23 protein-coding genes, 1 tRNA gene and 3 pseudogenes are annotated in these 23,475 nt (G+C 61.4%); 21 read left to right on the top strand and 6 right to left on the bottom strand.

From position 1 onward, the window contains the following. Window positions 1-750, bottom strand: coding sequence for a sulfite exporter TauE/SafE family protein (locus tag IWW33_RS04230; protein ID WP_115275587.1), 750 nt, complete (start codon window positions 748-750; stop codon window positions 1-3). Window positions 751-863: 113 nt separating this feature from the next. Here IWW33_RS04230 and IWW33_RS04235 point away from each other — a divergent pair, with 113 nt between their 5' ends. From IWW33_RS04235 to IWW33_RS04245, 3 genes are all read left to right on the top strand, one after another. Then, window positions 864-1,820, top strand: a complete 957-nt coding sequence (locus IWW33_RS04235; protein WP_046786598.1) for a LysR family transcriptional regulator — start codon at window positions 864-866, stop codon at window positions 1,818-1,820. Between the two features lie 55 nt (window positions 1,821-1,875). Beyond that, complete coding sequence (locus IWW33_RS04240; RefSeq protein ID WP_196914207.1) at window positions 1,876-2,331, top strand: MarR family transcriptional regulator; 456 nt, start codon at window positions 1,876-1,878, stop codon at window positions 2,329-2,331. 143 nt (window positions 2,332-2,474) lie between these two features. Further along, window positions 2,475-2,903 carry an organic hydroperoxide resistance protein gene (locus IWW33_RS04245; protein ID WP_039605055.1) on the top strand — a complete coding sequence of 143 codons (429 nt, stop codon included), beginning with the start codon at window positions 2,475-2,477 and terminating at the stop codon, window positions 2,901-2,903. 58 nt (window positions 2,904-2,961) lie between these two features. Here IWW33_RS04245 and efp read toward each other — a convergent pair whose 3' ends face one another. Together efp and earP are read right to left on the bottom strand one after the other, a co-directional pair. Next, the gene (gene efp / locus IWW33_RS04250) at window positions 2,962-3,531 is read right to left on the bottom strand and encodes an elongation factor P (RefSeq protein WP_012271109.1); all 570 of its coding nucleotides are present in this window, start codon (window positions 3,529-3,531) and stop codon (window positions 2,962-2,964) included. 48 nt (window positions 3,532-3,579) lie between these two features. Further along, the gene (earP, locus tag IWW33_RS04255) at window positions 3,580-4,713 is read right to left on the bottom strand and encodes an elongation factor P maturation arginine rhamnosyltransferase EarP (RefSeq protein ID WP_196914208.1); all 1,134 of its coding nucleotides are present in this window, start codon (window positions 4,711-4,713) and stop codon (window positions 3,580-3,582) included. A gap of 130 nt (window positions 4,714-4,843) precedes the next feature. On the opposite strand from earP, the gene IWW33_RS04260 reads away from it, so the two are divergent. The 5 genes and pseudogenes from IWW33_RS04260 to IWW33_RS04280 form a co-directional block, all read left to right on the top strand. Further along, window positions 4,844-5,236: a hypothetical protein gene (locus IWW33_RS04260; RefSeq protein WP_046786601.1), complete on the top strand. Its 393-nt coding sequence runs from the start codon at window positions 4,844-4,846 to the stop codon at window positions 5,234-5,236. A gap of 2 nt (window positions 5,237-5,238) precedes the next feature. Beyond that, entirely contained in the window at window positions 5,239-5,709 is a 471-nt protein-coding gene (locus tag IWW33_RS04265; RefSeq protein WP_115275583.1) for a GreA/GreB family elongation factor, read from the top strand. A 73-nt stretch (window positions 5,710-5,782) separates the two neighbouring features. Next, window positions 5,783-5,988, top strand: a pseudogene (locus IWW33_RS04270) (GreA/GreB family elongation factor); the annotation flags it as partial. Between the two features lie 73 nt (window positions 5,989-6,061). After that, a pseudogene (locus tag IWW33_RS04275) lies at window positions 6,062-6,267 on the top strand (GreA/GreB family elongation factor); the annotation flags it as partial. A gap of 73 nt (window positions 6,268-6,340) precedes the next feature. Further along, a pseudogene (locus IWW33_RS04280) lies at window positions 6,341-6,546 on the top strand (GreA/GreB family elongation factor); the annotation flags it as partial. A gap of 329 nt (window positions 6,547-6,875) precedes the next feature. Here the strand turns inward: IWW33_RS04280 and IWW33_RS04285 are convergent. Further along, on the bottom strand, window positions 6,876-7,811 hold the full coding sequence (locus IWW33_RS04285; RefSeq protein WP_115275582.1) for a LysR family transcriptional regulator: 936 nt from the start codon (window positions 7,809-7,811) through the stop codon (window positions 6,876-6,878). A gap of 117 nt (window positions 7,812-7,928) precedes the next feature. On the opposite strand from IWW33_RS04285, the gene IWW33_RS04290 reads away from it, so the two are divergent. From IWW33_RS04290 to IWW33_RS04330, 9 genes are all read left to right on the top strand, one after another. After that, a complete protein-coding gene (locus IWW33_RS04290; RefSeq protein WP_115275581.1) occupies window positions 7,929-8,678 on the top strand; it encodes a 3-oxoacyl-ACP reductase family protein in 750 nt (249 codons plus the stop codon). Window positions 8,679-8,757: 79 nt separating this feature from the next. Beyond that, the gene (locus IWW33_RS04295; RefSeq protein ID WP_115275580.1) at window positions 8,758-9,951 is read left to right on the top strand and encodes an MFS transporter; all 1,194 of its coding nucleotides are present in this window, start codon (window positions 8,758-8,760) and stop codon (window positions 9,949-9,951) included. 95 nt (window positions 9,952-10,046) lie between these two features. Then, window positions 10,047-10,427 (top strand): hypothetical protein, encoded by a 381-nt coding sequence (locus tag IWW33_RS04300; RefSeq protein WP_046786606.1) that lies wholly within the window; start codon window positions 10,047-10,049, stop codon window positions 10,425-10,427. A gap of 122 nt (window positions 10,428-10,549) precedes the next feature. Beyond that, window positions 10,550-12,688: a TonB-dependent siderophore receptor gene (locus IWW33_RS04305; RefSeq protein ID WP_196914210.1), complete on the top strand. Its 2,139-nt coding sequence runs from the start codon at window positions 10,550-10,552 to the stop codon at window positions 12,686-12,688. Window positions 12,689-12,837: 149 nt separating this feature from the next. Further along, window positions 12,838-13,746 (top strand): LysR family transcriptional regulator, encoded by a 909-nt coding sequence (locus tag IWW33_RS04310; RefSeq protein WP_196914211.1) that lies wholly within the window; start codon window positions 12,838-12,840, stop codon window positions 13,744-13,746. A gap of 81 nt (window positions 13,747-13,827) precedes the next feature. Next, on the top strand, window positions 13,828-14,691 hold the full coding sequence (locus IWW33_RS04315; RefSeq protein ID WP_119688490.1) for an amidohydrolase family protein: 864 nt from the start codon (window positions 13,828-13,830) through the stop codon (window positions 14,689-14,691). A 52-nt stretch (window positions 14,692-14,743) separates the two neighbouring features. Beyond that, complete coding sequence (locus tag IWW33_RS04320; protein WP_196914212.1) at window positions 14,744-16,060, top strand: dicarboxylate/amino acid:cation symporter; 1,317 nt, start codon at window positions 14,744-14,746, stop codon at window positions 16,058-16,060. A gap of 69 nt (window positions 16,061-16,129) precedes the next feature. Further along, complete coding sequence (locus IWW33_RS04325; protein ID WP_115272883.1) at window positions 16,130-17,356, top strand: OprD family porin; 1,227 nt, start codon at window positions 16,130-16,132, stop codon at window positions 17,354-17,356. A gap of 76 nt (window positions 17,357-17,432) precedes the next feature. Then, complete coding sequence (locus tag IWW33_RS04330; protein ID WP_115272884.1) at window positions 17,433-18,338, top strand: DUF1932 domain-containing protein; 906 nt, start codon at window positions 17,433-17,435, stop codon at window positions 18,336-18,338. A 49-nt stretch (window positions 18,339-18,387) separates the two neighbouring features. Here the strand turns inward: IWW33_RS04330 and IWW33_RS04335 are convergent. After that, a tRNA-Ser gene (locus IWW33_RS04335) sits at window positions 18,388-18,477 on the bottom strand. Window positions 18,478-18,766: 289 nt separating this feature from the next. On the opposite strand from IWW33_RS04335, the gene IWW33_RS04340 reads away from it, so the two are divergent. The 3 genes from IWW33_RS04340 to IWW33_RS04350 all read left to right on the top strand — a co-directional run bounded on the left by IWW33_RS04340 (window position 18,767) and on the right by IWW33_RS04350 (window position 21,328). Beyond that, the gene (locus IWW33_RS04340) at window positions 18,767-19,456 is read left to right on the top strand and encodes a crotonase/enoyl-CoA hydratase family protein (RefSeq protein WP_046786608.1); all 690 of its coding nucleotides are present in this window, start codon (window positions 18,767-18,769) and stop codon (window positions 19,454-19,456) included. Between the two features lie 117 nt (window positions 19,457-19,573). Beyond that, window positions 19,574-20,293 carry a lysophospholipid acyltransferase family protein gene (locus tag IWW33_RS04345; RefSeq protein ID WP_046786609.1) on the top strand — a complete coding sequence of 240 codons (720 nt, stop codon included), beginning with the start codon at window positions 19,574-19,576 and terminating at the stop codon, window positions 20,291-20,293. A gap of 63 nt (window positions 20,294-20,356) precedes the next feature. Next, the gene (locus IWW33_RS04350; protein WP_012313364.1) at window positions 20,357-21,328 is read left to right on the top strand and encodes a magnesium and cobalt transport protein CorA; all 972 of its coding nucleotides are present in this window, start codon (window positions 20,357-20,359) and stop codon (window positions 21,326-21,328) included. Window positions 21,329-21,360: 32 nt separating this feature from the next. Here the strand turns inward: IWW33_RS04350 and IWW33_RS04355 are convergent, their stop codons facing one another. After that, window positions 21,361-22,095: an amidotransferase gene (locus IWW33_RS04355; protein ID WP_119688488.1), complete on the bottom strand. Its 735-nt coding sequence runs from the start codon at window positions 22,093-22,095 to the stop codon at window positions 21,361-21,363. A gap of 526 nt (window positions 22,096-22,621) precedes the next feature. Between IWW33_RS04355 and IWW33_RS04360 the strand changes: the two genes are divergently transcribed. Beyond that, the gene (locus IWW33_RS04360; protein WP_115275442.1) at window positions 22,622-23,422 is read left to right on the top strand and encodes a cytochrome c; all 801 of its coding nucleotides are present in this window, start codon (window positions 22,622-22,624) and stop codon (window positions 23,420-23,422) included. Window positions 23,423-23,475: the final 53 nt, after the last annotated feature.

Here is a 23,475-nt window from a genome sequence, read left to right on the forward strand (position 1 = left end):
CTAAAGCTCAAAGCCCAGCATCACCGCGCACACCACCAAAAACACACAAAACATGCCGCGCAGCACCTTTTCCGGCAGCGCATGGGCCAGCCGCACTCCCCAGCTGATACTCAGCAGGCCGCCTACCGCCAACGGTATCCCCACACCCCAGTCGACACTGTGGTGCACGCCATAGGTCAGCAAGGTCACCATGGTGCTCGGCGCCGCCAGCGCCAGCGACAGCCCTTGCGCCACCACCTGCGTGGCGCCGAACACGCTGGTCAGGATCGGCGTGGCCACCACCGCGCCGCCCACCCCGAACAAACCGCCCATGGTTCCACTGAAGCAGCCCAACACTCCCAGCCAGGGCCAGGGATGGCGCAGCTCCGGGCTTGCCGGAGCTGCCTTGATAAACAGACGCGCCACGTTCCACAGGGCCAGCGCCACCAGAAAGCCGACGAAGCCCAGGCGCATGGCCTGCGCATCGACACCCACTGCCCAGATCGAGCCCAACCAGGCGAACACCAAGCTGCACACCGACAACGGCAAGGCATGGCGCAACTCGATGCGGTTGCGCTGGTGATAACGCCACAGCGCCAGCAGCACGTTCGGCACCACCATCACCAAGGCCGTGCCTTGGGCCAATTGCTGATCGAGCCCGAACAGCACACCCAGCGCCGGGATGGCGATCAACCCGCCGCCAATGCCGAACAACCCACCCATGGTGCCCAAGGCTGCGCCCAGCACGATATACAACAACCACTCGATCATCAGGGCCTCATCCGCCTGCGTTAACAATGCGAGCATGCTAACGATTACCCTCTGGCGGGGAAACGCACAGCAACGCACAATGGCTGTGCGATTCATGCAAAAGCAAGGCAGCCATGAGCCCTGACACCCTGACCGATCAACTGAGCCTGTTCCTCGATGTGCTGGAGACCGGCAGTTTTTCCGCTGCCGCCCGGCGCCATCCACTCACCCCCTCCGCCGTCGCCCGGCGCATCGACAACCTCGAGAGCGCCGTGGGCAGCCGCCTGTTCACCCGCAGCACCCATGCGGTGCGCGCCACGCCTGCAGGCAACGCTTTCGCCGAGCGCGCCCGGCGCATCATCGAGGAACTGCGCCTGGCCCGCGCCGAGGCCGTATCACTGAGCAGTGCTCCGGAGGGCTTGATCCGTATCGACGCCCCTGCCGCCTTCGGCCGCCGCCACCTGGCCCCGGCCATTGCCGACTTCCTGGTGGCCTACCCAGGCCTTGATGTGCACCTGCGGCTGATCGACAGCTTCGTCGACCTGCACGGCAGCCACCTGGGCGAGGTCGACCTGGTGCTGCGTGCGGGCCCTCTGGCCGATACCCGCCTGGTCGCCACACCGCTGGCCTACATGGTCCGCGTCGCTTGCGCCAGCCCCGCCTACCTGGCCAGCCGCGGCATACCCGCCTGCCCCAGCGAATTGCCCGACCACGACGGGCTGGACTGGGACGGCCTGGCACCACCGTTCGCCTGGCGCTTCAACGTCGATGGGCAATCACGGCTGTACCGGCCCTCGCGGATGCGCATGGCCGCCAACAATGCTGAAACGCTGCTGTTCGGCGCGCTTGCCGGCCTGGGCATTGCCCACCTGCCGACCTGGCTGGTCAGCGAGTACCTGCTGCGTGGCGAACTGGTGCCGCTTTTTTGCGACAACGGCCTGCCCGCGGCAGAGACCAGCGGTATTTATGCGCTGCGCCTGGCACATGAAACGAACTCTCGCAGCCGCTTGCTGCTCGAATTCCTCAAGAGCCGCTTCAGCCCGATCCCCCCGTGGGACCTGGCACTGCGAAGTGAGCTGCGATGGCAATGAGCGCGCAAACCTTCAGCGTGCTAGATTTCCCCATTGATCACATTCAAGGACCTGCATGAACGCCGACACCCAAGCTTCTTGCGACGAGCTGCTGCTGGACAACCAGGTCTGCTTTGCCCTGCACTCCACCTCGTTGCTGATGACCAAGGTCTACAAGCCCCTGCTTCAGGCATTGGGCCTTACCTACCCGCAGTACCTGGCCATGCTCGTACTGTGGGAACAGGACGGCCTGACCGTGGGCGAGATCAGCCAGCACCTGCTCACCGACCCAGGCTCCCTCACTCCCTTGCTCAAGCGGCTGGAAAGCGAAGGCCTGCTCAAGCGAACCCGTAGCCGTGAGGATGAACGGGTGGTGCTGGTGCAACTGACCGACAAGGGGCACGCCCTTCAGCAGCAGGCCAAAGAGGTGCCACAGTGCATTCTCAAGGCCAGCGGCCGCAGCCTGGAGCGCCTGCAACAACTACAGGCAGACCTGCTGGAGTTGCGCGACAGCCTGCAAAAGAACCTCTGACGGCTATGCTGTGCAATGCCCGTTCGGACGAGCGGTGAAGATTTATCTTGCGCGCTAACTAATTGCGCGCTAATTTAAATCCCGTACCCACCCGATGCACCCGGCATACACACGGGGCGCACAGCACACTAGCGAGGCTCAATATGCACAAGGTCACTCCGCTGTACATCGCAGAAGCCACCTCCACTGGCGGTCGCGACGGCAAATCCCGCTCCAGCGACGGCAAGCTGGAAGTCAAGCTGAGCACCCCCAAGGAACTGGGCGGCGCGGGCGGTGACGGCACCAACCCTGAGCAAATGTTCGCGGCTGGCTATTCGGCCTGCTTCATCGGCGCACTGAAATTCGTCGCCGGCCAGGAGAAAAAGCAACTGCCTGGCGACGCTTCGATCACCGCCAAGGTGGGCATTGGCCAGATCCCCGGTGGCTTCGGCCTGGATATCGACCTGCACATCAACCTGCCGGGCCTTGCCCAGGCCGAAGCCGAAGGGCTGGTGGAGAAGGCGCACCAGGTGTGCCCTTATTCCAACGCTACCCGCGGCAATGTGGATGTAAGGCTGCATGTAACGGTCTGAACACAGGCACAAAAAAACCCGGCCGAGGCCGGGTTTTTTGTGCACATCACAAGAAGAATTACTTCTTGGAACGGCCCTTGAAGCTGTTGTCGCGAGTGTCGATGTCGATCCACTCGTCGATCTGGATGAAGTCGGCAACCTGGATCTCGGTACCGTTCTTCAGCTTGGCAGGCTTCATGACCTTGCCCGAGGTGTCGCCACGCGCAGCGTTCTCGGTGTAGACAACCTGACGGCTGATGGTGGTCGGCAGCTCGACCGATACCAGACGGCCTTCGAAGAAGACGGCTTCGCAGATGTCTTCCATGCCTTCTTCGATGTACGGCAGAACGGCGTCGATGTCTTCGGCGTTCAGTTCGTACATGGTGTAGTCGGTGGTGTCCATGAAGGTGTACGAGTCACCGCTGATGAACGACAGGGTCGCTTCTTTGCGATCCAGGATCACGTCGTCCAGCTTGTCGTCCGCACCGTAAACGGTTTCGGTCTTGTAGCCGGTCAGCAGGTTTTTCAGCTTGGTCTTCATGATCGCGCTGTTGCGACCCGATTTGGTGAACTCGGCTTTCTGAACCAGCCACGGGTCGTTGTCGATCCGCAGTACGGTACCGGGTTTCAGTTCTTTACCAGTTTTCATTACGAAGTATCCGAATCTGGATGGATTTATAAAAATCGAGGCCGCATATCATAGCCAATTTCGGTAAAACTGTACCAGCGCCTTGGCGAGGTCCGGCCGAGCGGCTTGGCGCGCCGCCCACTCACGGGCATGCTGCTGCAGTTCCGGCCAGTGTTTACGGGCCCCTCGCCAGGCCTGGTGCATATCGTGGTTCATGTTCCAGGCGCGCCACAATGCCACCATTGCCTCGCCGGCAGCGTCCGACAGGCCCTGTCGATAAAGGTGCAGGAACGCGTCGAGCTTTTCCCAGTGGGCGTTTTCCTCTTGCACGTAGATGTGCCAGAGCATCGGCCGGCCGGCCCACTGCGCACGCACGAACGAGTCTTCGCCGCGTACGGCATTGAAATCGCAGCTCCACAGCAGGCGGTCATAGTCGTCCTGGCTGACGAACGGCAAGATCTGCACCCTCAGCGCCCCCCGCTGGAACACGTCGCCGACCTTGAGCCCCGGCTCGCCCAGCCAATTGGCCAGGTCCGGGAGAATACGGCCTTGCGGCACTAGCAAATGAGTGGCGCAGGTGTCGGTGGCCAATGCGTCGAGCCAGCTGCCCAGTTGCGGGTTTTCATAGGCGAACAGCGAGACCAGTTGCGCATCGGCCTGCACGTCTACACCCAGCCCTTGCAGGAAGGCGGCTCGCGCCTGTGCAGATTGCTCGAAAGCCTGCCGCTGCGCCAGCAACGAAGCCTCGCGCAGCAACCCGCCAGTCTTCTCGGTAAAGCCCGGGAAGAAAAACACCTTGCGCAGGCCATTGGGCTGCGGCGACGGCAAGCCGTGGCAGCCCTCCACCCAGTCTTCGGCACTGAGGTAGTCGAGGTTGAGCCAAAGGATCGGCGTGGAACGGGCACGCATCGCTTCGACGTACTGTGCGGGCAACTGGCAGGCAAAGGCACCAATCACAACATCGGCGGGCTCGACCGGCTGCCACTGGCCAGGCCAGGCGCGCACCTCGACGCCCTGCTGCCATTGCCGCGCGGCGCCGGCGTCGGCGCCTGGGCACAGGGGCACGAAAGCCTCCAGGTCGTCCACCCACAGGCGCACCGCCAGCCCGTGCTCGGCCACCAGCTGCCGGGCCAGGCGCCAGGTCACGCCGATATCACCGTAGTTGTCCACGACACTGCAGAAAATGTCCCAGGTGACGTTCATGTGCCCTGCCCTCGCCCTGCGCAAAATCACGAATTCTGCGGTTAAATTGTCGCCGACAAAAGCACCAACGCTGAAAAACCGCCCGATGCCATGCGACAATGGCCGACATAACGCCTGCCAGGAGGCCACCATGCCCCGCCACCGTGAACTGCAAATAACCCTCAAGCCTGTGCAACTGACCCTGTGTGTGGCATTGGGCCTGTGGCTCGGTGCCGTGGCCATCGCGCTGAGCCTGTGGCTGGCCGTACACCTGTGGCCCGAGCAGGTACAGCCGGTGGCCCAGGCCGTCGCCCCCGCCCTTGCCCGGCCCGCGGCCCCGCCGGCGCAACCGGCGGATGCGCAAAACGAGATGTTCGAGCGCTACAAGGCCATCCTGCACAAGCAGGAGCTGCAGCAGGCGGCCGAGGCCGCGCAAGGCAACCCACGCAACCTCAACAGCCCCAAGTGCCAGTTCTGGCTGTCGCAGAACCGCACTGCGCCGACCGAAAAGAGCCAGGCCAACGTGCTGGAGTTCTGTTACTGATCATGAACAAGGCCGCCCTGCTCACGCGTATCGTTGAAGCCCTGGAAACCGACATGGAAGTATTGCGCCGCGCCGCGCAAACCGCCTACGAAACCGCCACCGCCGAAGAAAACATCGCCGAAAACAAGTACGACACCCTTGGCCTGGAGGCCTCGTACCTGGCCACCGGCCAGGCGCGGCGCACGGCCGAGATTCGCCAGGCACTGCTGATCTACCAGCAACTGGTGCTGCGCGACTACGACCCGGCGCGGGGGATACAGATCGGCAGCCTGGTGATTCTGGAAGATGAAGCGGGGGCTCAGCGGCAGGTGTTCCTGGGGCCGGAAGCGGCCGGGTTGAAGATTGGCGAGGCAGACGCGCTGGTGACGGTCATTACCCCGCGCTCACCGCTAGGCCAGCAACTGATCGGTAAAAAAGTCGATGACGAGGTTAGCCTTGGGGCCCAGCTGTTCTTCATTATCGAGGTTGCCTGAACCGGCCCCATCGCCGGCAAGCCGGCTCCCACTGGTTTTGCGCTGAGCTTGAGAGCTGCGGGGTACCTGTGGGAGCCTGGTGATTCTGGAAGATGAAGCGGGGCTCAGCGGCAGGTGTTCCTGGGGCCGGAAGCGGCCGGGCTGAAGATTGGCGAGGCAGACGCACTGGTGACGGTCATTACCCCGCGCTCACCGCTAGGCCAGCAACTGATCGGTAAAAAAGTCGATGACGAGGTTAGCCTTGGGGCCCAGCTGTTCTTCATTATCGAGGTTGCCTGAACCGGCCTCATCGCCGGCAAGCCGGCTCCCACTGGTTTTGCGCTGAGCTTGAGAGCAGCGGGGTACCTGTGGGAGCCTGGTGATTCTGGAAGATGAGGCGGGGCTCAGCGGCAGGTGTTCCTGGGGCCGGAAGCGGCCGGGTTGAAGATTGGCGAGGCAGACGCACTGGTGACGGTCATTACCCCGCGCTCACCGCTAGGCCAGCAACTGATCGGTAAAAAAGTCGATGACGAGGTTAGCCTTGGGGCCCAGCTGTTCTTCATTATCGAGGTTGCCTGAACCGGCCCCATCGCCGGCAAGCCGGCTCCCACTGGTTTTGCGCTGAGCTTGAGAGCAGCGGGGTACCTGTGGGAGCCTGGTGATTCTGGAAGATGAAGCGGGGCTCAGCGGCAGGTGTTCCTGGGGCCGGAAGCGGCCGGGTTGAAGATTGGCGAGGCAGACGCACTGGTGACGGTCATTACCCCGCGCTCACCGCTAGGCCAGCAACTGATCGGTAAAAAAGTCGATGACGAGGTTAGCCTTGGGGCCCAGCTGTTCTTCATTATCGAGGTTGCCTGAACCGGCCCCATCGCCGGCAAGCCGGCTCACAAGTACAGTGCAGACCTCAAGAACTGCGCGTTCCCTGTGGGAGCCGGCTTGCCGGCGATAGGGCCGGTAAATCCGATGCAAGACTCAAAGGAAAGCCCCGCAAAGGTAATCCTGGCTAGAAAGTTCGCACGAGCGGCATTCGCCCTGATGAAAAATCAGGACGAATAGGTCACCAAAGGCGCGAAAATGGCTTGCTGATAACCATAGAATCTCCCACAGGTACCCCGCTGCTCTCAAGCTCAGCGCAAACCAGTGGGAGCCGGCTTGCCGGCGATGAGGCCGGCCATGCCAGCGACCGACTAACCGGCAAGCGCATCGAATTTGCGCGCCAACCCGCCATGAGCGAACTGCTCCTGCACGAACTCGATGAACGCCCGGGTCTTGCCCGGCAGAAGCTTGTGCTCGGCGTAATACAAGCTGATATGCCCATCATCCACATACCAGTCCGGCAACACCCTTTGCAGTTGGCCCGCCTGCAGGTAAGGCACGGCAAACGGCAGGCTGACCAATGCAATGCCCAACCCCTGCTGGGCTACGGCGCACGCTGCATCAGAGTCGCTCATGGTCATCGCCTGGCGCAATAGCAGTGGCTGCTGCGCCTGCCAACGGCTGGTCAACGGCCACGACCGCACACGGCCGGTCTGCGGTGAGCGAATCAAGATGCCGGCATGGTGGCCCAGCACCTGCGGGTCTTCAATGACCGGGTGCTGGCTCAAGTACCCAGGGGCTGCCACCAACACCCGATGCGCAGGGGTCAGCCGGCGCGCCACCACCCCCAGCGGTAGCTCGAACCCGCCGCCAATCGCCGCATCGAAACCTTGGCCGATCAGGTCTACCTGACGGTTGTCGAAATGCCAGTCCGGGGTGATCGCCGGGTAGCGCCGCAAGAATTCACCCAGCAGCGGCAATACGTACAGCCTGCCGAATACCGTCCCCATGCTCACCCGCAACAGCCCGGCCGGCTGGCCTTCGGCGCTGGCCAGGTTGGCCACGGCGTACTGGATGGTACGAAAGCTGTCACTGACTTCGCCTAAAAAACGCTGCCCGGCTTCGGTCAAGGTCAGCTTGCGGGTACTACGCTGGAACAGCCGCACACCCAGGCGCGCTTCAAGCTGGGCGACATGCTTGCCCACCGCCGCAGGGGTAATGCTCAAACGGCGGGCCGCTTCGGCGAAGCTGCCCACTTCGGCGCTGCGGATAAAACATTCAAGGGCGTTGAACGACTCCATGGCCATGATTACCAACCAAAGGTTTACTCTGCCAATAGTGATTGCCATCTTATCAGCAGGTAATCATCGGTCGATACTACGCCCATCCAAGGCATTCGGCCTTGCTTGCAGCAGGAGATCAGCATGTCCCAGCAACTTACCCTCGAAGGCAAAGTGGCCCTGGTCCAGGGCGGTTCACGCGGCATCGGTGCCGCCATCGTCCGCCGCCTGGCCCGTGATGGCGCCCAGGTTGCCTTCACCTACGCAAACTCCGAAGGCCCGGCCAACGACCTGGTGGCACAGGTCATAGCCGCCGGCGGCCAGGCATTGGCCCTGCGCGCAGACAGTGCCGACGCCGCCGCGGTGCAACTGGCAGTGGACGACACCGTAAAAGCCTTCGGCCGCCTCGATATCCTGGTCAACAATGCAGGCGTACTGGCCGTGGCGCCGCTAACCGAATTCGACCTGGCAGACTTCGACCGCACCTTGGCCATCAACGTGCGCAGCGTGTTCGTCGCCAGCCAGGCCGCCGCCCGCTACATGGGCCAGGGCGGGCGCATCATCAACATCGGCAGCACCAATGCCGAGCGCATGCCGTTTGCTGGCGGCGCACCGTATGCCATGAGCAAGTCGGCATTGGTCGGCCTTACCAAAGGCATGGCACGCGATTTGGGGCCACAGGGCATCACCGTGAACAACGTGCAGCCAGGGCCGGTGGATACCGACATGAACCCGGCCAGCGGCGAGTTTGCCGAAAGCCTGCTCCCCTTGATGGCAATCGGGCGCTATGGGCAGGTAGATGAAATTGCCAGCTTCGTGGCGTACCTGGCGGGGCCGGAGGCGGGTTACATCACCGGAGCAAGCCTTACCGCCGACGGCGGCTTTGCAGCCTGATCGAAATGTTTGCACGCTGGCGTCCACCTGAGCCGCCCAGATACTGAACGCCACTGACCTTCCCCGCACCGAGATATTGATGAACACCCCAACCTTGAGCCGCGCCCTGATCCTGCTGATGGCCACCGCCACCGGCCTGGCCGTGGCCAGCAACTACTACGCGCAGCCACTGCTGCACAGCATCGCCGAACAGTTCGGCCTGAGCACCGCCAGCGCCGGCAGCATCGTCATCGCCGCGCAACTCAGCTACGGCGCGGGCCTTCTGCTGCTGGCGCCTTTGGGCGACCTGTTCGAGCAGCGCCGCCTGATCGTGATCATGTCGGTCATTTCCACCTTGGGCCTGGTGATCAGCGCCTGCGCCCCCAGCCTGCCCTGGCTGATCCTGGGGACCGCGCTCACCGGGCTGTTCTCAGTAGTGGCGCAGATCCTCGTGCCCATGGCCGCCACCCTGAGCGAGCCGCATCAGCGCGGGCGCGCGGTGGGTACGCTGATGAGCGGCTTGCTGCTGGGCATACTGCTGGCGCGCACCGCTGCCGGCTTCATGGCCGAGCTGGGTGGCTGGCGCAGCATCTATGTGTTGGCCGCGGTGCTGATGGCTGTCACCGCCTTTGCCCTGTACCGCAGCCTGCCACAACACCACAGCCATGCCGGGCTGAAATACCCGGCACTGATCGGCTCTGTATTCCGCCTGTTCATTGAGGAGCCAGTGCTGCGCCTGCGCTCGCTGCTGGGGTTGCTGGCGTTCAGCCTGTTCGGGCTGTTCTGGACGCCGCTTGCGTTTCTGCTGGCGCGTGAGCCCTACCACTATTCCGACGCGGTTATCGGCCTGTTCGGCCTTGCCGGCGCGGCAGGTGCACTTTCGGCCAACTGGGCCGGCCGCCTGGCTGACCGCGGCAGAGGCTCGCTGGGCACCACAGTGGGCCTTGTTGCGCTGTTGCTGTCGTGGGTACCGCTGGGTTTCGCCGAAAGCTCGCTACTGGCCTTGCTGCTCGGCGTACTGGTGCTGGACCTGGCCGTGCAACTGGTGCACGTGAGCAACCAGAACGCGGTCATCGCCTTGCGGCCCGAAGCCCGTACCCGCCTCAATGCCGGTTACATCACCTGTTATTTCATCGGAGGGGCACTAGGCTCCTTGCTGGGCACACAGTTGTTCCAGTACCAGGGCTGGATGGGCATCGTGACGGCCGGCCTGTTGATCGGGGCGCTGGCGCTGCTGGTGTGGGGTTGGGCCGAGCACAAGCGCAAGCGCGCCGTGAAGGCCTGTGCGGCATGACACCGCAACCCTCCGTCGCCTGCTCGTTGACTTGCCCGTCGCGCCAGCGCTTCAGTAGGGATTGATCAAAGCCCCTTTACTGACAGGACGACTCAATGACAAGGCTCACGGTGCAATCCGGCGATTTCTTGCAAGGTGAAGGCGAGTATCGCAATGGATCGCTCACACTCAAGACCCCGCGCAGCCCCTCGCCTGGCGAGCGGATTTCCCTTGCCCGCATCAGCGACCTGCGCCTGGCCAGCCTGGAATCCAATCGCAGCCTGGGTACCGCGCTCGGCTGGGGCATGGCCGGTGCCCTGGTGGCCGGCCCGGTGGGCTTGCTGGCCGGGCTATGGCTCGGCGGCAAGGAGGAAGAAGCCACCTTCCTTGCGACGTTCAAGGACGGCCGCAAGCTGATGGCCAGTACCGATGGCAAGACCTGGTCCAAGATCGACGACAGCTGGCGCCAGCATCGGCACCCGCCTGCAGGGGATTGAACAACTTCAGGCGTACGGGGAGATACGCGCCTGATAACATGAGCGTTTTTTGACTGCACGGGCCCATTCGCGGGCTTACCCGCGAATGGGCCCGCGTGTGCTCACCGCTCAAGGACCCCAGCATGCCCCTGCCACACCCCCGCCTGCCCCTGAGCCTGCTCAGCCTGGGCCTGGCCCTGCACAGCCCCCACGGTTTGGCTCAAGACAGTGTCACCCTCGCCCCGGTAGAGGTTTCCGACACCTACGGCAACGACGGCTATCAGGTAACCGAAGCCTCGGCAGGCGGGTTTCAGGCAGCCCCCCTGCTCGATACCCCGGCATCAGTCAGTGTTTTCAACCGGCAACTGATCGAAGACCGCCAGGTACGCAAACTCAGCGAAGTGCTGCAAAGCGATGCCTCGGTCGGCGAAAGCTACGCCCCGATCGGCTATTACGAAAACTTCAACGTGCGCGGCTTCGAACTCAATGCCGCCAGCAGCTACCGCATCAATGGCCAGACCATCGCCGGCGAGCAGAACGTGGCGCTGGAGAACAAGCAGCAAGTCGAACTGCTCAAGGGCCTGTCGGGCCTACACAGTGGCGTGTCGGCGCCCGGCGGGCTGATCAATTACGTGACCAAGCGCGCCGAGGATGTGCGCAGCGTAACGGTATCGACCAACGAACAAGGCGAGCGCTACCTGGCCACCGACCTGGGCGGCTGGTTTGGCAGTGAACGGCAGTTCGGCCTGCGCGCCAACCTCGCCCACGAAGATATCCGCTCATATGTCGACCATGCCGATGGCAAGCGCGACTTTGCCTCGCTGGCGTTCGACTGGCAGATAAACCCCGATGCCACCTTGCAGCTCGATGCCGAGTACCAGCACCGCGAACAGCGCTCGGTACCGGGCTATCAACTGCTTGGCGGCAGCGAAGTACCGCACGGCATCGACCCGGATGACCGCCTGGCCTACCAGCACTGGGCCAAGCCGGTACAGACCGATTCACTGAACCTGGGCGGGCGTTTCCAGTACCGCTTCAACGATACCTGGAGCGGCACCCTCAGCGCCTCGCGCAGCAAAGTGGTGATCGATGACTACAGCTCGTTCGCCTGGGGCAGCGAAGCCGGCTGGCAGTCGCACTTCAGCCCGGAGGGCGACTACGACATCTACGACTTCCGCAGCCCTGACGACACCCGCCGCACCGATGAAGCGCAAGCGATGCTCGACGGCCACTTCGACGCGCTCGGCGTGAGCCATGAGCTGACGGTGGGTGCCAGCGCACAACGCCGCACGCTGGATCAGCGCCCCTACTACAACCAACTGGTCGGTAGCGGCAACATCTACACCGGCGCACCCGCCGTGGCGCCCTCGGACCTGCCGGTCGGTGCCAGCGAGCGGCGCCTGGACAGCCGCCAGTACGGCCTGTTCGTCAACGACCGCATCACCTTCAGCGAGCAGTGGCAGGCCGTGCTCGGCGCCCGCGAAGTACGCCTGGACGAAAAGACCTGGGACGAAACCGGCCTGGCCGGGCGCCATACCCGGCAATACCAGTTGCTGCCCAATGCCGCGCTGATCTACAAGCCGCGCCAGGACACCACCGTGTATGCCAGCTACTCCAAGGGCCTGTCCGCAGGGGGTACCGCGCCCTGGTACGCCAGCAACGCGGCAGAAATCCTCGCCCCTACCCTGTCGCATCAGCTTGAGCTGGGCATCAAACGCGACTGGCAGGGCATGAGTTTCAGCGCCGCGCTGTTCCAGATCCGCCAGGCCTATCAATACGCCCGCCCTGAAGGCGACGCCACCTTCACCTACGTGCAGCAGGGCCAACAGAAGAACATCGGCCTGGAACTGGGCGCCAGCGGCTGGGTGACCTCGAACCTGCAAATCCAGGCCAGCGCCGCAGCGATTCGCGCGCGCGTGAAGAACAGCGGTACCGAGGCCTACGAAGACCATCAGGCGATCAACGTGCCGCGCCTGCGCGCAGCCCTGCACGCCGACTACAGCCTGCCGGTGCCGGGCCTGGCCCTGCTGGGCGGGGCACGTTACAGCGCCAGCAAGTATGCGAGCCAGGCGGGGAATGTGCAGGTGGGCGGCTATACCGTGTTTGACGTGGGTAGCCGCTATCGCACGCGCATCGGCGGCTATGACACGGTGCTGCGCCTGACCGTGGATAACGTGTTCGACAAACGCTACTGGCGGGATGTGGGGGATTACCTGGGGGACAACTACCTGTTCCAGGGCGCGCCGCGGACGGCACGGGTGTCGGCTTCGGTGAGCTTCTAGACACCGTTGGCGGCGTATGTCAGAAAGCGGGATCTTCCGCTTGGTGAGCACGCATTACTCACCCGCCCATGGCTGTGATCAACAGATTCGCCCTTCGCAAATCAAGATGAATCCAACAGAATAATGTTTTGGATGCGGGGGCGTATCGGGTGGATCTCAAGCAACTGGAGTGCTTTGTACGCGTCGCTGAATTTGGTGGCTTCACCAGGGCGGCGGCGACACTGAACCTGTCCCAGTCGGTCGTAAGCCGTCAAGTGCGCCAGTTGGAGCTGGAGCTTGGGCAACACCTGTTACTGCGCAACGGTAGAGGCGTCACCCTTACCCCTGCTGGCACCCGGCTTTTCGAGCATGGCCAGGGCATCTTGCGTCAAGTACAAGTCGCCCGCGAGGATTTGCAAGAACAGCGTGACTCATTGACTGGCAAGGTGGTGATCGGCCTCCCCCCTAGTATTGCGCGGCGCCATACCGTTGGTATTGTCACAGCGTTTCAAAAGGCGTTTCCCGGGTGCTCGCTGGGCATCAAGGAAGGCTTGTCCCACTCCATGAGGGAGTGGCTGCTGTTGGGCCGCCTGGATTTTGCGCTGCTGTACAACCCCGCGCAAAACGCGCAACTGCATTTTGAGCCCCTTCAATCCGAACCCCTTTGGTTGATTGGTGCTGCCGGGGCAAGCCTCGCGCCAGAGGTGCCGCTAGCCACCCTCGGTGACTACCCACTGATCATACCCAGCCAGCCGCACTCCCTCAGGCGGCTGATCGAATCGGAAGCTGCACGGCATCATGTAGAACTCAACGTACACATGGAAATAGACGGCATTCCCTCTTTGATAGACCTGGTCGCCGCGGGCGCCGGCTTTGCCGTTCTGTCACGAATGGCACTCAGTGGCTCCTATGTGCCCCCAGGCTTGCAAGCGGCCCCAATCGTCGAGCCCACTATGAATACCCACCTGTTCGTCGCCACAACCAATCAGAGACCATTGACACGCCTGGCTTCGATGACCTTGGCCGTGGTCAAACATCAAATGCGCGATCAAGCCATGCAAAAACCACATAACTGCTAGTGGGGCTTGTCGATTGTTGCATGGCTCCTTGAGCGTCAAGATGGCTGAGAACTTACCCACGACAGCCAATAGAGACGTGCCATGAAAAGCTGCCTGCCACCCGACCTATTCCCCACCAAGCCTGTTGAGGCCCTGCCTGTTGGTTCGTGGGATGCTCACTGCCATGTATTTGGGCCAGCGGCGCAATTCCCCTACGCCGAAGACCGCAGCTACACCCCACCAGACGCCGCATTCGCGCAGCTTGTCGAACTTCATGACCACCTTGGCTTCGAACGCGGCGTTATTGTTCAGGCCAGCTGCCACGGCTCAGACAACCGCGCGATGCTAGATGCAATTGGCCGCAGTGCCGGGCGCTATCGAGGCGTAGCAATCATCGACGGCAGCGAGACTGACGAGGCGTTGGCGCGGATGGACGCCTGCGGGGTTCGGGGAGTACGGTTCAATTTCGTCGCTCACCTGGGCGGTGCGCCCGACCTTGCCATTTTCGACCAGGCACTGGAACGTATCCAACCCTTGGGCTGGCATGTGGTACTTCACCTGGATGCTCAGGACATCGTCACCTATGCCGATCGCTTGGCACGTATCCAGGTGCCGTTCGTAATAGACCACATGGGCCGCATCAAGGCTCAGGACGGCCTCGATCAAGCGCCGTTTCGGACGTTGCTTGAGCTGATGGACAATCCGCTGGCATGGGTGAAGGTCTGTGGCGCCGAAAGGGTCTCAGCGGGGCGCAAACCCTTTGATGATGCTATCCCCTTCGCCATGTCGCTTATCGAGACGGCGCCGGAGCGTGTGCTCTGGGGTACTGACTGGCCTCATCCAAACATCAGCAAGGACATGCCCAATGACGGGGGGCTTGTCGATCTGATGTACCGCTTCTGCCCGGACCCAGCGACACGTCAGAAGCTACTGATCGACAACCCCCTGAAGCTTTACGGACGCTGATTTCAGCGCTCGACCACACCAACTCCAAAAACAATCAGGTAGTGGAATCGATATGAACACTTCGACCGAAGCGACGCACCCTGCCGCGCAACTGAAGCCCGCGGCCCGCACACGACAGCCCTTCTATAAAGCGATGTATTTCCAGGTTTTGCTGGGGATTGTCTTGGGTGGGCTCGTCGGACATTTCTGGCCAGATTTCGCCGCCTCACTAAAACCATTGGGTGATGCGTTCATCAAGCTTATCAAGATGATCATCGGCCCTGTGGTGTTCTGTACCGTAGTGACCGGCATCGCGGGCATGCAAGACCTGAAAAAGGTCGGTCGTGTGGGAGGCAAGGCACTGCTTTACTTCGAGATAATTTCCACCGTCTCGCTGGTCATAGGGTTACTCGGCGGCCACCTGTTCAACCCAGGCGCCGGGTTTCACGTAAACCCTGATTCACTGGATGCCTCTGCAGTGACAGGTTTTGCTGAGAAAGCGCAGCACCTGGGTATCGTCGAATTCCTGATGAGTATCATCCCGAATACGTTCGTCTCAGCGCTGGCAGATGGCAACATCCTGTGCATTCTGCTGATTTCAGTACTTTTTGGCTGTGCCTTGTCCGCGATGGGGGATAAAGGTAAGCCGGTGTACACCATGATCGAAGGCGTTTCGGGCGTGTTCTTCGGTATTGTCCATATCATCGCCAAGTTTTCAGCAGTCGGCGCCTTTGGTGCAATCGCGTCTACCGTTGGCACATATGGCGCCGCATCGCTGCTGCCGCTGCTCAAATTGATCGCAAGCTTCTACGTGCTTTGCATATTCTTCATCGTGCTGGTGTTGGGCTTCGTTGCAAGGCTTTGCGGGTTCAGCATCCTGCGGTTCGTCTCGTATATCAAGGATGAACTACTGATTGTACTGGGCACCAGCTCATCTGAAGTTGTACTCCCCCAAATCATGGAGAAGATGGAACGACTCGGTTGTTCGAAATCGGTCGTCGGCCTGGTGATACCCACCGGCTATTCCTTCAACCTGGACGGCACCAACATCTATTTGACCATGGCTGTTCTGTTCATTGCTCAAGCGCTCGACATTGAACTTACGTGGGGGCAGCAACTGACCTTGATCATTGTTGCCATGCTGAGTTCAAAAGGTGCCAGCGGGGTTTCGGGGGCTGCGTTCGTGATGTTGACCAGTACCTTGCTCGTCGTGCCCGTTGTGCCCGTTGCGGGAATGGTGCTGATCCTGGGCATCCACCGCTTTATGGGCACTGGCTTGGCGATGACCAACCTCGTCGGGAATGGTGTCGCAGCACTGGTGGTATCCGCCTGGGAAAAAGAACTGGATCGCGGCAAGCTGAACCAGCAACTGCACCCCACCAAACACTGATCCCCACTGCTTGACCTCCACGGCCCTGCCGACAGGGCCGTGGATTGCTGCGCCCTGGAGAAAACAATAATGAATTCCAAACTGCGCTACGCCGTAACGCTGGCGGGGATGACGTGTGTCACACCCCTGCTGGCCGCCAGCTTTATCGAAGACAGCAAGGTACGCCTGGATATCCGCAATTTCTATTACAACGCAGACTTTCGCGACGGTACGGGTGTATCAAAGCGGGAAGAATGGGCTCAGGGATTTCTGCTCAACTATGAATCTGGATTTACCCAAGGAGATATCGGCGTTGGCCTGGATGCATTGGGCTATCTCGGCGTCCGTCTCGACTCCAGTGCAGATCGGACGGGAAGCGGGCTTCTGCCAACTACTGCATCGGGAGAGGCGGTTGAAGAGTACTCCAAGGGCGGTTTAGCAGCGAAAGTCAAAGTATCGAGGACTGAACTGCGCTACGGCATCGCGCTCCCCAAGGTACCGGTTTTGCAATTCAATGGTAGCCGGCTTTTCCCGCAGTCCTTCCAAGGGACGCAGATCAGTTCCAGCGAAATTGACGGGCTGACCGTCAACCTGGCCCAATTCAACCGCACAACCAGCCCCGACTCCACCGACCAACAACACATCATGCTGGCGGCAAAAAACGGCCGTTACTCAACCGCCGGCGTGGGTGATCACTTCCGGTACGCTGGCGCGAGCTACAAACCCGACCCAACACTGACGTTCAGTTACTACCACGGTGGCCTCGAGGACGTTTACGCGCAGCACTTTCTCGGCGCGACCCAGCGCCGAAAGCTTGGCCGTGGGTGGCTCGAGTTGGACCTGCGGGCTTTCTTCAGCCATGAAGCAGGCAATGCCAAGGCCGGTCGTGTTGACAACGAGGCTTACACCGCCCTGGTCAGTTACACACTCGACAATGGCCACAGCATGCTTGCCACCTATCAGCATATGGAAGGTGACACTGGCTTCCCCTACATCAATAACCCGTATTTGCCCAACTACGTTCAATACCACGACTTCGCAGAAGCAGGTGAGCGCAGTTGGCAGTTGCGCTACGGCTATGACTTCAGTCACCTGGGTGTGCACGGGCTGAGCTTTTATACCAGCTACATCCAGGGGGCACATCTGGACAAGCGAGGCGGCGGCGGCGAGTGGGAGCGCGACGTGGATGTGACCTACGAGATTCCACACTTCAAAGGCCTTTCGATTCGCTGGCGTAACGCCCTTTACCGAAGCGATATCAACCGTGGCATCGACGAGAACCGCTTGATCCTCAACTACTCGCTTGCATTCAAGTAAACAGCCTCTTTCTCTCCTGAAACGTTGCGAACAGAACGTTGCCGTTTTTCAGGCAACCGATTACGAGGAGCCCGTGATGTACATCAAAACGCTGGGGTTGATTGGTTTTGGCGAGGCCGGTGCGATACTCGCCCAAGATATCGCCCGCCAGGGTGTCCATGTGCAGGTATATGACAAGCTTCAGCAAGATGAAGCGTGTCGCGGCGCCCTGTTGACCAAGGCACAGGCGTGTGGCGTCAGGCTTTGTGCTTCGGCTATCGATGCCAGTGACGGCGCCGACCTGGTCATGTCTGCAGTGACCGCCGGTGCCGCCCTTGAGGTCGCCCTGCACCTCATGCCACAGCTCAGGTCCGGGCAAGTTTTCATGGATCTGAATTCTGTGGCGCCAGCAACAAAAAAAGCAGCGCACCAAGCCGCAACGCACCATGGTGTGGACTATGTCGATGCGGCAGTCATGGCACCGCTGCCGCCACAGCGCTTGAAAACCCCCATGCTATTGGGCGGCCCTCGGGCACTTGAACTCGAAACTGCGCTAAAGGGGCTCGGCTTGAAGGTTCAAACCGTAGCAAACACCATTGGTGTGGCGTCTTCCATCAAGATGTGCCGCAGCATAATGATCAAAGGGCTTGAAGCGTTGACAACAGAATGCATGGCCACTGCGCGGCAATATGGCGCCGAGGATTTCGTACTCGCTTCACTGCATGAAAGCTTTCCTGGCTCAGGCTGGGACGGAACACTTGCGCACTATCTCATCAGCCGGGTCGCCGAACATGGCTTCAGACGCGCAGAAGAGATGGAGGAAGTAGCGCGAACGGTATCTGACGTTGGCGTGGATGCGCATATGAGCTTGGCGACTGCCGCAACACAGCGCGCGTTTGCACAAGCAATCCGTAACGCAGGGCTTGTATATGCCGACCTTCTGCCTTTTGACTGGGCTCAGGTAGTCGATCAATTACAGGCCACGCCCACCAAGCGCCCGTAAAAAACAAAAAGCCCCCAAACCTTTCAGCTTGGGGGCTCTTCGTAGAATGTGGCGGTGAAGAAGGGATTTGAACCCTTGATACGATTTCTCGTATACACACTTTCCAGGCGTGCTCCTTCGACCACTCGGACACTTCACCGTTTCTCTTCAAGCCATTCAGCCTGTCGAGGCGCGCTAATTTAGTAGAAGACCTTTTCTTTGGCAAGCATTTTTTTCAGTTTTTTCATGCATTTAAGCCAGGCCACCGAAAAGCCGAGGCTGCCAAGGCAAAGCCGCCAATCTCGCCAGCGCTTTTACCGCACCCGGCCGCCCTGCCCTGATTGCGCAAGGCATGAGGGCCAGTCGCTGACTGGCTGGTCAGCCTTGCTGCTTTACCTGGCCCGCAGCGCTGGGTAACGTCATCGCCACGCCACCTAAAGGACTCTGTCATGAGCGAGCTGATTACCTACCACGCCGAAGACGGCATCGCCACCCTGACCCTGAACAACGGCAAGGTCAACGCCATCTCGCCGGATGTCATCACTGCCTTCAACGCCGCCCTGGACCGCGCCAAGGAAGACCGCGCCGTGGTCATCATCACCGGCCAGCCGGGCATCCTGTCCGGCGGCTATGACCTTAAAGTGATGACCGCAGGCCCCAAGGAAGCCATCAGCCTGGTCACCGCCGGCTCCACCCTGGCCCGGCGCCTGCTCTCTCACCCGTTCCCGGTGATTGTCGCCTGCCCCGGCAACGCCGTGGCCAAGGGCGCCTTCCTGTTGTTGTCCGCCGACTACCGCATCGGCGTCGAGGGGCCTTACAAGATCTGCCTGAACGAAGTGCAGATCGGCATGACCATGCACCACGCTGGCATCGAGCTGGCCCGCGACCGCCTGAGCCGCGCAGCATTCCAGCGTTCGGTGAACAATGCCGAAATCTTCGACCCACATGGCGCGATGCAAGCGGGCTTCCTCGACAAGGTGGTGCCGGCCGAGCAGTTGCTCGACACCGCGCTGGCCGCTGCGCGTGAATTGAAGAAGCTGAACATGCTGGCGCACAAGAACACCAAGCTGAAGGTGCGCAAGGGCCTGCTCGATGCCCTGGATGAGGCAATCGCGCTGGACCAGAACCCGATCGGTTGACCCTGCAGGCCCTCTGGCCGGTACGCCGCCCGGAGGGCCATTACGGCGAACCCAAGGTTTGCCCAACCCAGTGCACAGCCGTACACTGCACCGCGACTGTCTGGTGTGAGTCGTACCATGCTTTACTGCCTTCGCATGCTCCTGCTGGCGCTGCACTTCCTGCTGGTCGGGGTTTTAGGCCTGCTGATCGGCCTGCTGCGCCCCTTCAACCGCGACAACAGCCGCATCTTCGCCCGCTTATACAGCCTGCCGGCCACCTGGCTGCTGCGCATCAAGGTCAAGGCCGAAGTCGGCCCGCTGTGGGACCAGCCACCCGGCTGCGTGATCATTGCCAACCACCAGTCCAACTTCGACCTGTTCATCCTCGGCCACGTGGTGCCCCGGCGCACGGTCGCCATCGGCAAGAAAAGCCTCGGCTGGATACCGCTGTTCGGGCAGTTGTTCTGGCTGGGCGGCAACGTACTGGTGGACCGCAAGAACGCTTACCAGGCGCGCAAGGCCATGCAGGTGACCACGCGCATCCTGCGTGACGACACCTCGATCTGGATTTTCCCGGAAGGCACGCGCAACCCCGCAGACCAATTGCTGGCGTTCAAGAAAGGCGCCTTCCACATGGCCCTCGAGGCGGGCGTACCGATAGTGCCGGTGTGCGTCAGCCGTTATGCGCGGCGCCTGGGCCTGAACAGCTGGCGACGCCGCACAGTGATCGTGCGCTCACTGCCGCCGATCGCTACTGAAGGGCTGACCCAGCAGGACATCCCGGCCTTGATCGAGCAGTGCCGCGGGCAGATGCAGCAGTGCATCGACCACATGGAAGGCGAGCTGGCCAAACGCTAGGTTGCCCTCAAGGCCCATACGGCCCAAGCTGTAACCCGTGTGCAACCGGACAAGTGGATAACCATGGGTCGAGTCGTGGCATCGGCGGTATACAGCGCCGGCAGAAAAGTCACCAACATCAGCATCGACGAGGGCAGCGAGTGGGCGCGCAAGCCTGGGCATTTCGTCTGGATCGGCCTGGAAGAGCCCAATGCCGAAGAACTGGCCAACCTGCAGTGCCAGTTCAACCTGCACGAGCTGGCCATTGAAGACGCACTGGAGAAACACAGCCGGCCCAAGCTCGAGACCTTCGGCGACGCGCTGTTCATCGTCACCTATTCGCCCGTGCGCCATGAGGGCAAGCTGGAGTTCATCGAAACCCACATCTTCGCCGGCAACGGCTACATCATTACCTGCCGCAATGGCCACTCCAAATCCTATGCCCTGGTGCGCCAACGCTGCGAGGCGCGCCCCTTGCTGTTGGAGCACGGCGAAGATTTCGTGCTTTACGCACTGCTGGACTTCGTCACCGAAAACTACCAACCGGTCAGCGAAGCCATCCATGGCGAGATCGAGGAGCTGGAGCAAAGCGTGCTTACCGGCTCGTTGCTCGAAGACGACATTCGCCGCCTGCACAGCCTGCGCCGCGACATACTGCGCCTGCGCCGCTATGTGGCACCGATGGTGGAGATAAGCGAGGAACTGCAGCGCCTGAGTTTCCCGTTCATCGACAAGAACATGCGCCCCTACTTTCGCGACGTGCAGATCCACGTGACGCGGCAGATGGAAGACTTGGTCGGGATCCGCGACATCGCCAGCCAGACCATCGAGATCGGCATGCTGCTGGAGTCACGGCGGCAAAGCATCGTGCAGCGCAAGTTCGCAGCGTGGGCGGCGATTCTGGCTTTCCCCACGGCGATTGCCGGGATCTACGGGATGAACTTCCAGAACATGCCGGAGCTTGGCTGGCACTACGGGTATTTCGGGGTGCTGGCGGTGATCGGGCTGGGATGCACCGGGCTGTTCGCCAGCTTCAAGCGCTCCGGCTGGCTTTAGCGTGTCGGGGCTGCTGTTGCAGCCCCTGTGGCTCAGGCAGCGCTATCGCTGGCCTTGGCTGGCTGCTGGATGAAGCGCATCATCCACTCACCGACCAGGTCGCCCTGGTGTTCAGTGGCCAGGCTCGCCACCGCCTTGTGGTAAACCTCATCCCCCAGGTATTCCTGGCGCGCATCGAGCAAGGCCCGCGAATAGTCGTGGACAAACTCCGGATGCCCCTGGAAGCACAGCACCTGATCGCGAATGTGATACGCCGCATTCGGGCAGAAATCGCTCGAGGCGATCACCGTGGCACCTTCAGGCAGCTCGGTCACCTGGTCCTGGTGGCTGATCAGCAGGGTCAGCTCGGAAACCTCAGGGTCCATCCACGGCGCATGCGCCGCCAGCGAGTAGCGATGGATGCCCACACCCCACCCCTTGTCGGCCCGCTCGGCCTTGCCACCCAGGGTCAACGCCAGCAACTGGTGACCGAAGCACACACCCAGCAGCTTTTCGCCGCGCTCGTACAGCTTGAGCAGGTATGCCTTGAGGGTCTGGATCCATGGATCGGTACCGAACGAGTCCGCCTTGCTGCCTGTCACAAGGTAGGCATCGAAACGTTCATCGTCGGCGGGGTAGTCGCCGTTCATCACGTTGTACACACGAAATTCGGCGGCGATCGGCTGCCGCGAGAAGAGCTGCTCGAACATCCTGCCGTAGCCCTGGTACTGCGCGGTCAACTCCGGTCGCAGGACATCGGTCTCAAGGATGCAGATGCGTAACGACATAGGGATAGTCCTGAACGACGTGGGTGGGAATCAGCTGTAGAGACTGCCGTGAAAGGCACATACAAGCAAGTAGGCTGCACTGACGAACGGTCACATTTTGTCGAGTAGGCGCTGGGTGTTGCGCCACTGTCTAGCCAGAGCGTGCCAGATGGCTGGCTTTTTGCCTCATATCATCAAGCCACCGATTCTCAGCTTTAATAGAACAAAGGGTTCTTAAACATGGATGACGTTCACCCTACTGTTGGTTGTATATCGATACAAAGAGGTAAGTGGTAGGGCGTGCAGGCACGCTGCGGTGATCGACCCGAAGTGCGACAGGGAAGCCAACGGGTATTCAGGAATAACAACAAGAAGGCGGTCCGCCATGTTCAGACAATCGAAACTTCGCCAAGCTGGGCTCATTTTATTCGCCACGACGTTGCTGTTGATCTTGCCGAACCTGACACGTTTGTTCGGATGACGATGGCAGTGGCCTCAAGGGGCAACGCACAGGTAACCTGCCGGCCATGACGGTCGGAGAATGCTCATGCGCCTAGGTTTTGCCCTGCTAGCCCTTCTTCTGAGCCTGCCCCTTTCGGCGGCCCAACTGCACCTGGAACTCGACGGCTCGTCGCGCACTCTGGACAGCGCCGATTTGCTGCGCATGCCGCAAGCACGCGAAATAAACATCGAGCAGGACGTGTCCTATAAACGGCCCATGCGTTACCGCGCGGTGCCCTTGGCCACGCTGTTACAAGGCATAAAGGCAGATGACCACCTGCAGGCCGTGGCGCTGGACGGTTTCGCTGCCGAAATGCCGGCTGCGCCGTTGCTGCAGGAGGGCCCGGCGCGCGCCTGGCTGGCCATCGAGGACCCCGCCGCACCGTGGCCGGCACTGGGCAACGGCAAGCCAAGCGCCGGGCCGTTCTACCTGGTGTGGACCGCCCCCCAGGCAAGCGGCATCCGCCCCGAGCAATGGCCGTTCCAGATTGCCACGATCCGCCGCCTGGCGGCGGTGGAACAACGCTTCCCGGCGCTGCTCCCTGACCCGAAGCTGCCGGCCGAAGGCCCGGTGCGCCAGGGCTTTGCCCTGTTCCAGCAGAACTGCCTGGCCTGTCACCGGCTCAACGGTGCGGGGGATGCCCAGTTCGGCCCGGACCTGAACATGCCGCACAACCCGACCGAGTATTTCCAGCCGGGGTTCCTGCGCCAGTACATTCGTGACCCGCAAAGCCTGAGGCAGTGGCCACAGGCGCGCATGCCGGGGTTTGCCGAAAGTGTTTTGAGTGAAGAAGAACTGGATGCCTTGCTGGCTTACCTGGGGCATATGGCCAAGCGTAGGCCTTGAAGGCCAATCGCCGGCTGGCCGGCGATTGGATCGGGCTGCAAGGCAACCCCAGG

The organism is Pseudomonas sp. M2, assembly GCF_015751845.1.
Lineage (GTDB): Bacteria > Pseudomonadota > Gammaproteobacteria > Pseudomonadales > Pseudomonadaceae > Aquipseudomonas > Aquipseudomonas putida_E.

Bases quoted from the DNA above. Each gene is read 5' to 3' on its own strand.
- IWW33_RS04230 (WP_115275587.1), bottom strand. From the start codon at position 750: ATGATCGAGTGGTTGTTGTATATCGTGCTGGGCGCAGCCTTGGGCACC.
- IWW33_RS04235 (WP_046786598.1), top strand. From the start codon at position 864: ATGAGCCCTGACACCCTGACCGATCAACTGAGCCTGTTCCTCGATGTG.
- IWW33_RS04240 (WP_196914207.1), top strand. From the start codon at position 1,876: ATGAACGCCGACACCCAAGCTTCTTGCGACGAGCTGCTGCTGGACAAC.
- IWW33_RS04245 (WP_039605055.1), top strand. From the start codon at position 2,475: ATGCACAAGGTCACTCCGCTGTACATCGCAGAAGCCACCTCCACTGGC.
- efp (WP_012271109.1), bottom strand. From the start codon at position 3,531: ATGAAAACTGGTAAAGAACTGAAACCCGGTACCGTACTGCGGATCGAC.
- earP (WP_196914208.1), bottom strand. From the start codon at position 4,713: ATGAACGTCACCTGGGACATTTTCTGCAGTGTCGTGGACAACTACGGT.
- IWW33_RS04260 (WP_046786601.1), top strand. From the start codon at position 4,844: ATGCCCCGCCACCGTGAACTGCAAATAACCCTCAAGCCTGTGCAACTG.
- IWW33_RS04265 (WP_115275583.1), top strand. From the start codon at position 5,239: ATGAACAAGGCCGCCCTGCTCACGCGTATCGTTGAAGCCCTGGAAACC.
- IWW33_RS04285 (WP_115275582.1), bottom strand. From the start codon at position 7,811: ATGGCCATGGAGTCGTTCAACGCCCTTGAATGTTTTATCCGCAGCGCC.
- IWW33_RS04290 (WP_115275581.1), top strand. From the start codon at position 7,929: ATGTCCCAGCAACTTACCCTCGAAGGCAAAGTGGCCCTGGTCCAGGGC.
- IWW33_RS04295 (WP_115275580.1), top strand. From the start codon at position 8,758: ATGAACACCCCAACCTTGAGCCGCGCCCTGATCCTGCTGATGGCCACC.
- IWW33_RS04300 (WP_046786606.1), top strand. From the start codon at position 10,047: ATGACAAGGCTCACGGTGCAATCCGGCGATTTCTTGCAAGGTGAAGGC.
- IWW33_RS04305 (WP_196914210.1), top strand. From the start codon at position 10,550: ATGCCCCTGCCACACCCCCGCCTGCCCCTGAGCCTGCTCAGCCTGGGC.
- IWW33_RS04315 (WP_119688490.1), top strand. From the start codon at position 13,828: ATGAAAAGCTGCCTGCCACCCGACCTATTCCCCACCAAGCCTGTTGAG.
- IWW33_RS04320 (WP_196914212.1), top strand. From the start codon at position 14,744: ATGAACACTTCGACCGAAGCGACGCACCCTGCCGCGCAACTGAAGCCC.
- IWW33_RS04325 (WP_115272883.1), top strand. From the start codon at position 16,130: ATGAATTCCAAACTGCGCTACGCCGTAACGCTGGCGGGGATGACGTGT.
- IWW33_RS04330 (WP_115272884.1), top strand. From the start codon at position 17,433: ATGTACATCAAAACGCTGGGGTTGATTGGTTTTGGCGAGGCCGGTGCG.
- IWW33_RS04340 (WP_046786608.1), top strand. From the start codon at position 18,767: ATGAGCGAGCTGATTACCTACCACGCCGAAGACGGCATCGCCACCCTG.
- IWW33_RS04345 (WP_046786609.1), top strand. From the start codon at position 19,574: ATGCTTTACTGCCTTCGCATGCTCCTGCTGGCGCTGCACTTCCTGCTG.
- IWW33_RS04350 (WP_012313364.1), top strand. From the start codon at position 20,357: ATGGGTCGAGTCGTGGCATCGGCGGTATACAGCGCCGGCAGAAAAGTC.
- IWW33_RS04355 (WP_119688488.1), bottom strand. From the start codon at position 22,095: ATGTCGTTACGCATCTGCATCCTTGAGACCGATGTCCTGCGACCGGAG.
- IWW33_RS04360 (WP_115275442.1), top strand. From the start codon at position 22,622: ATGCGCCTAGGTTTTGCCCTGCTAGCCCTTCTTCTGAGCCTGCCCCTT.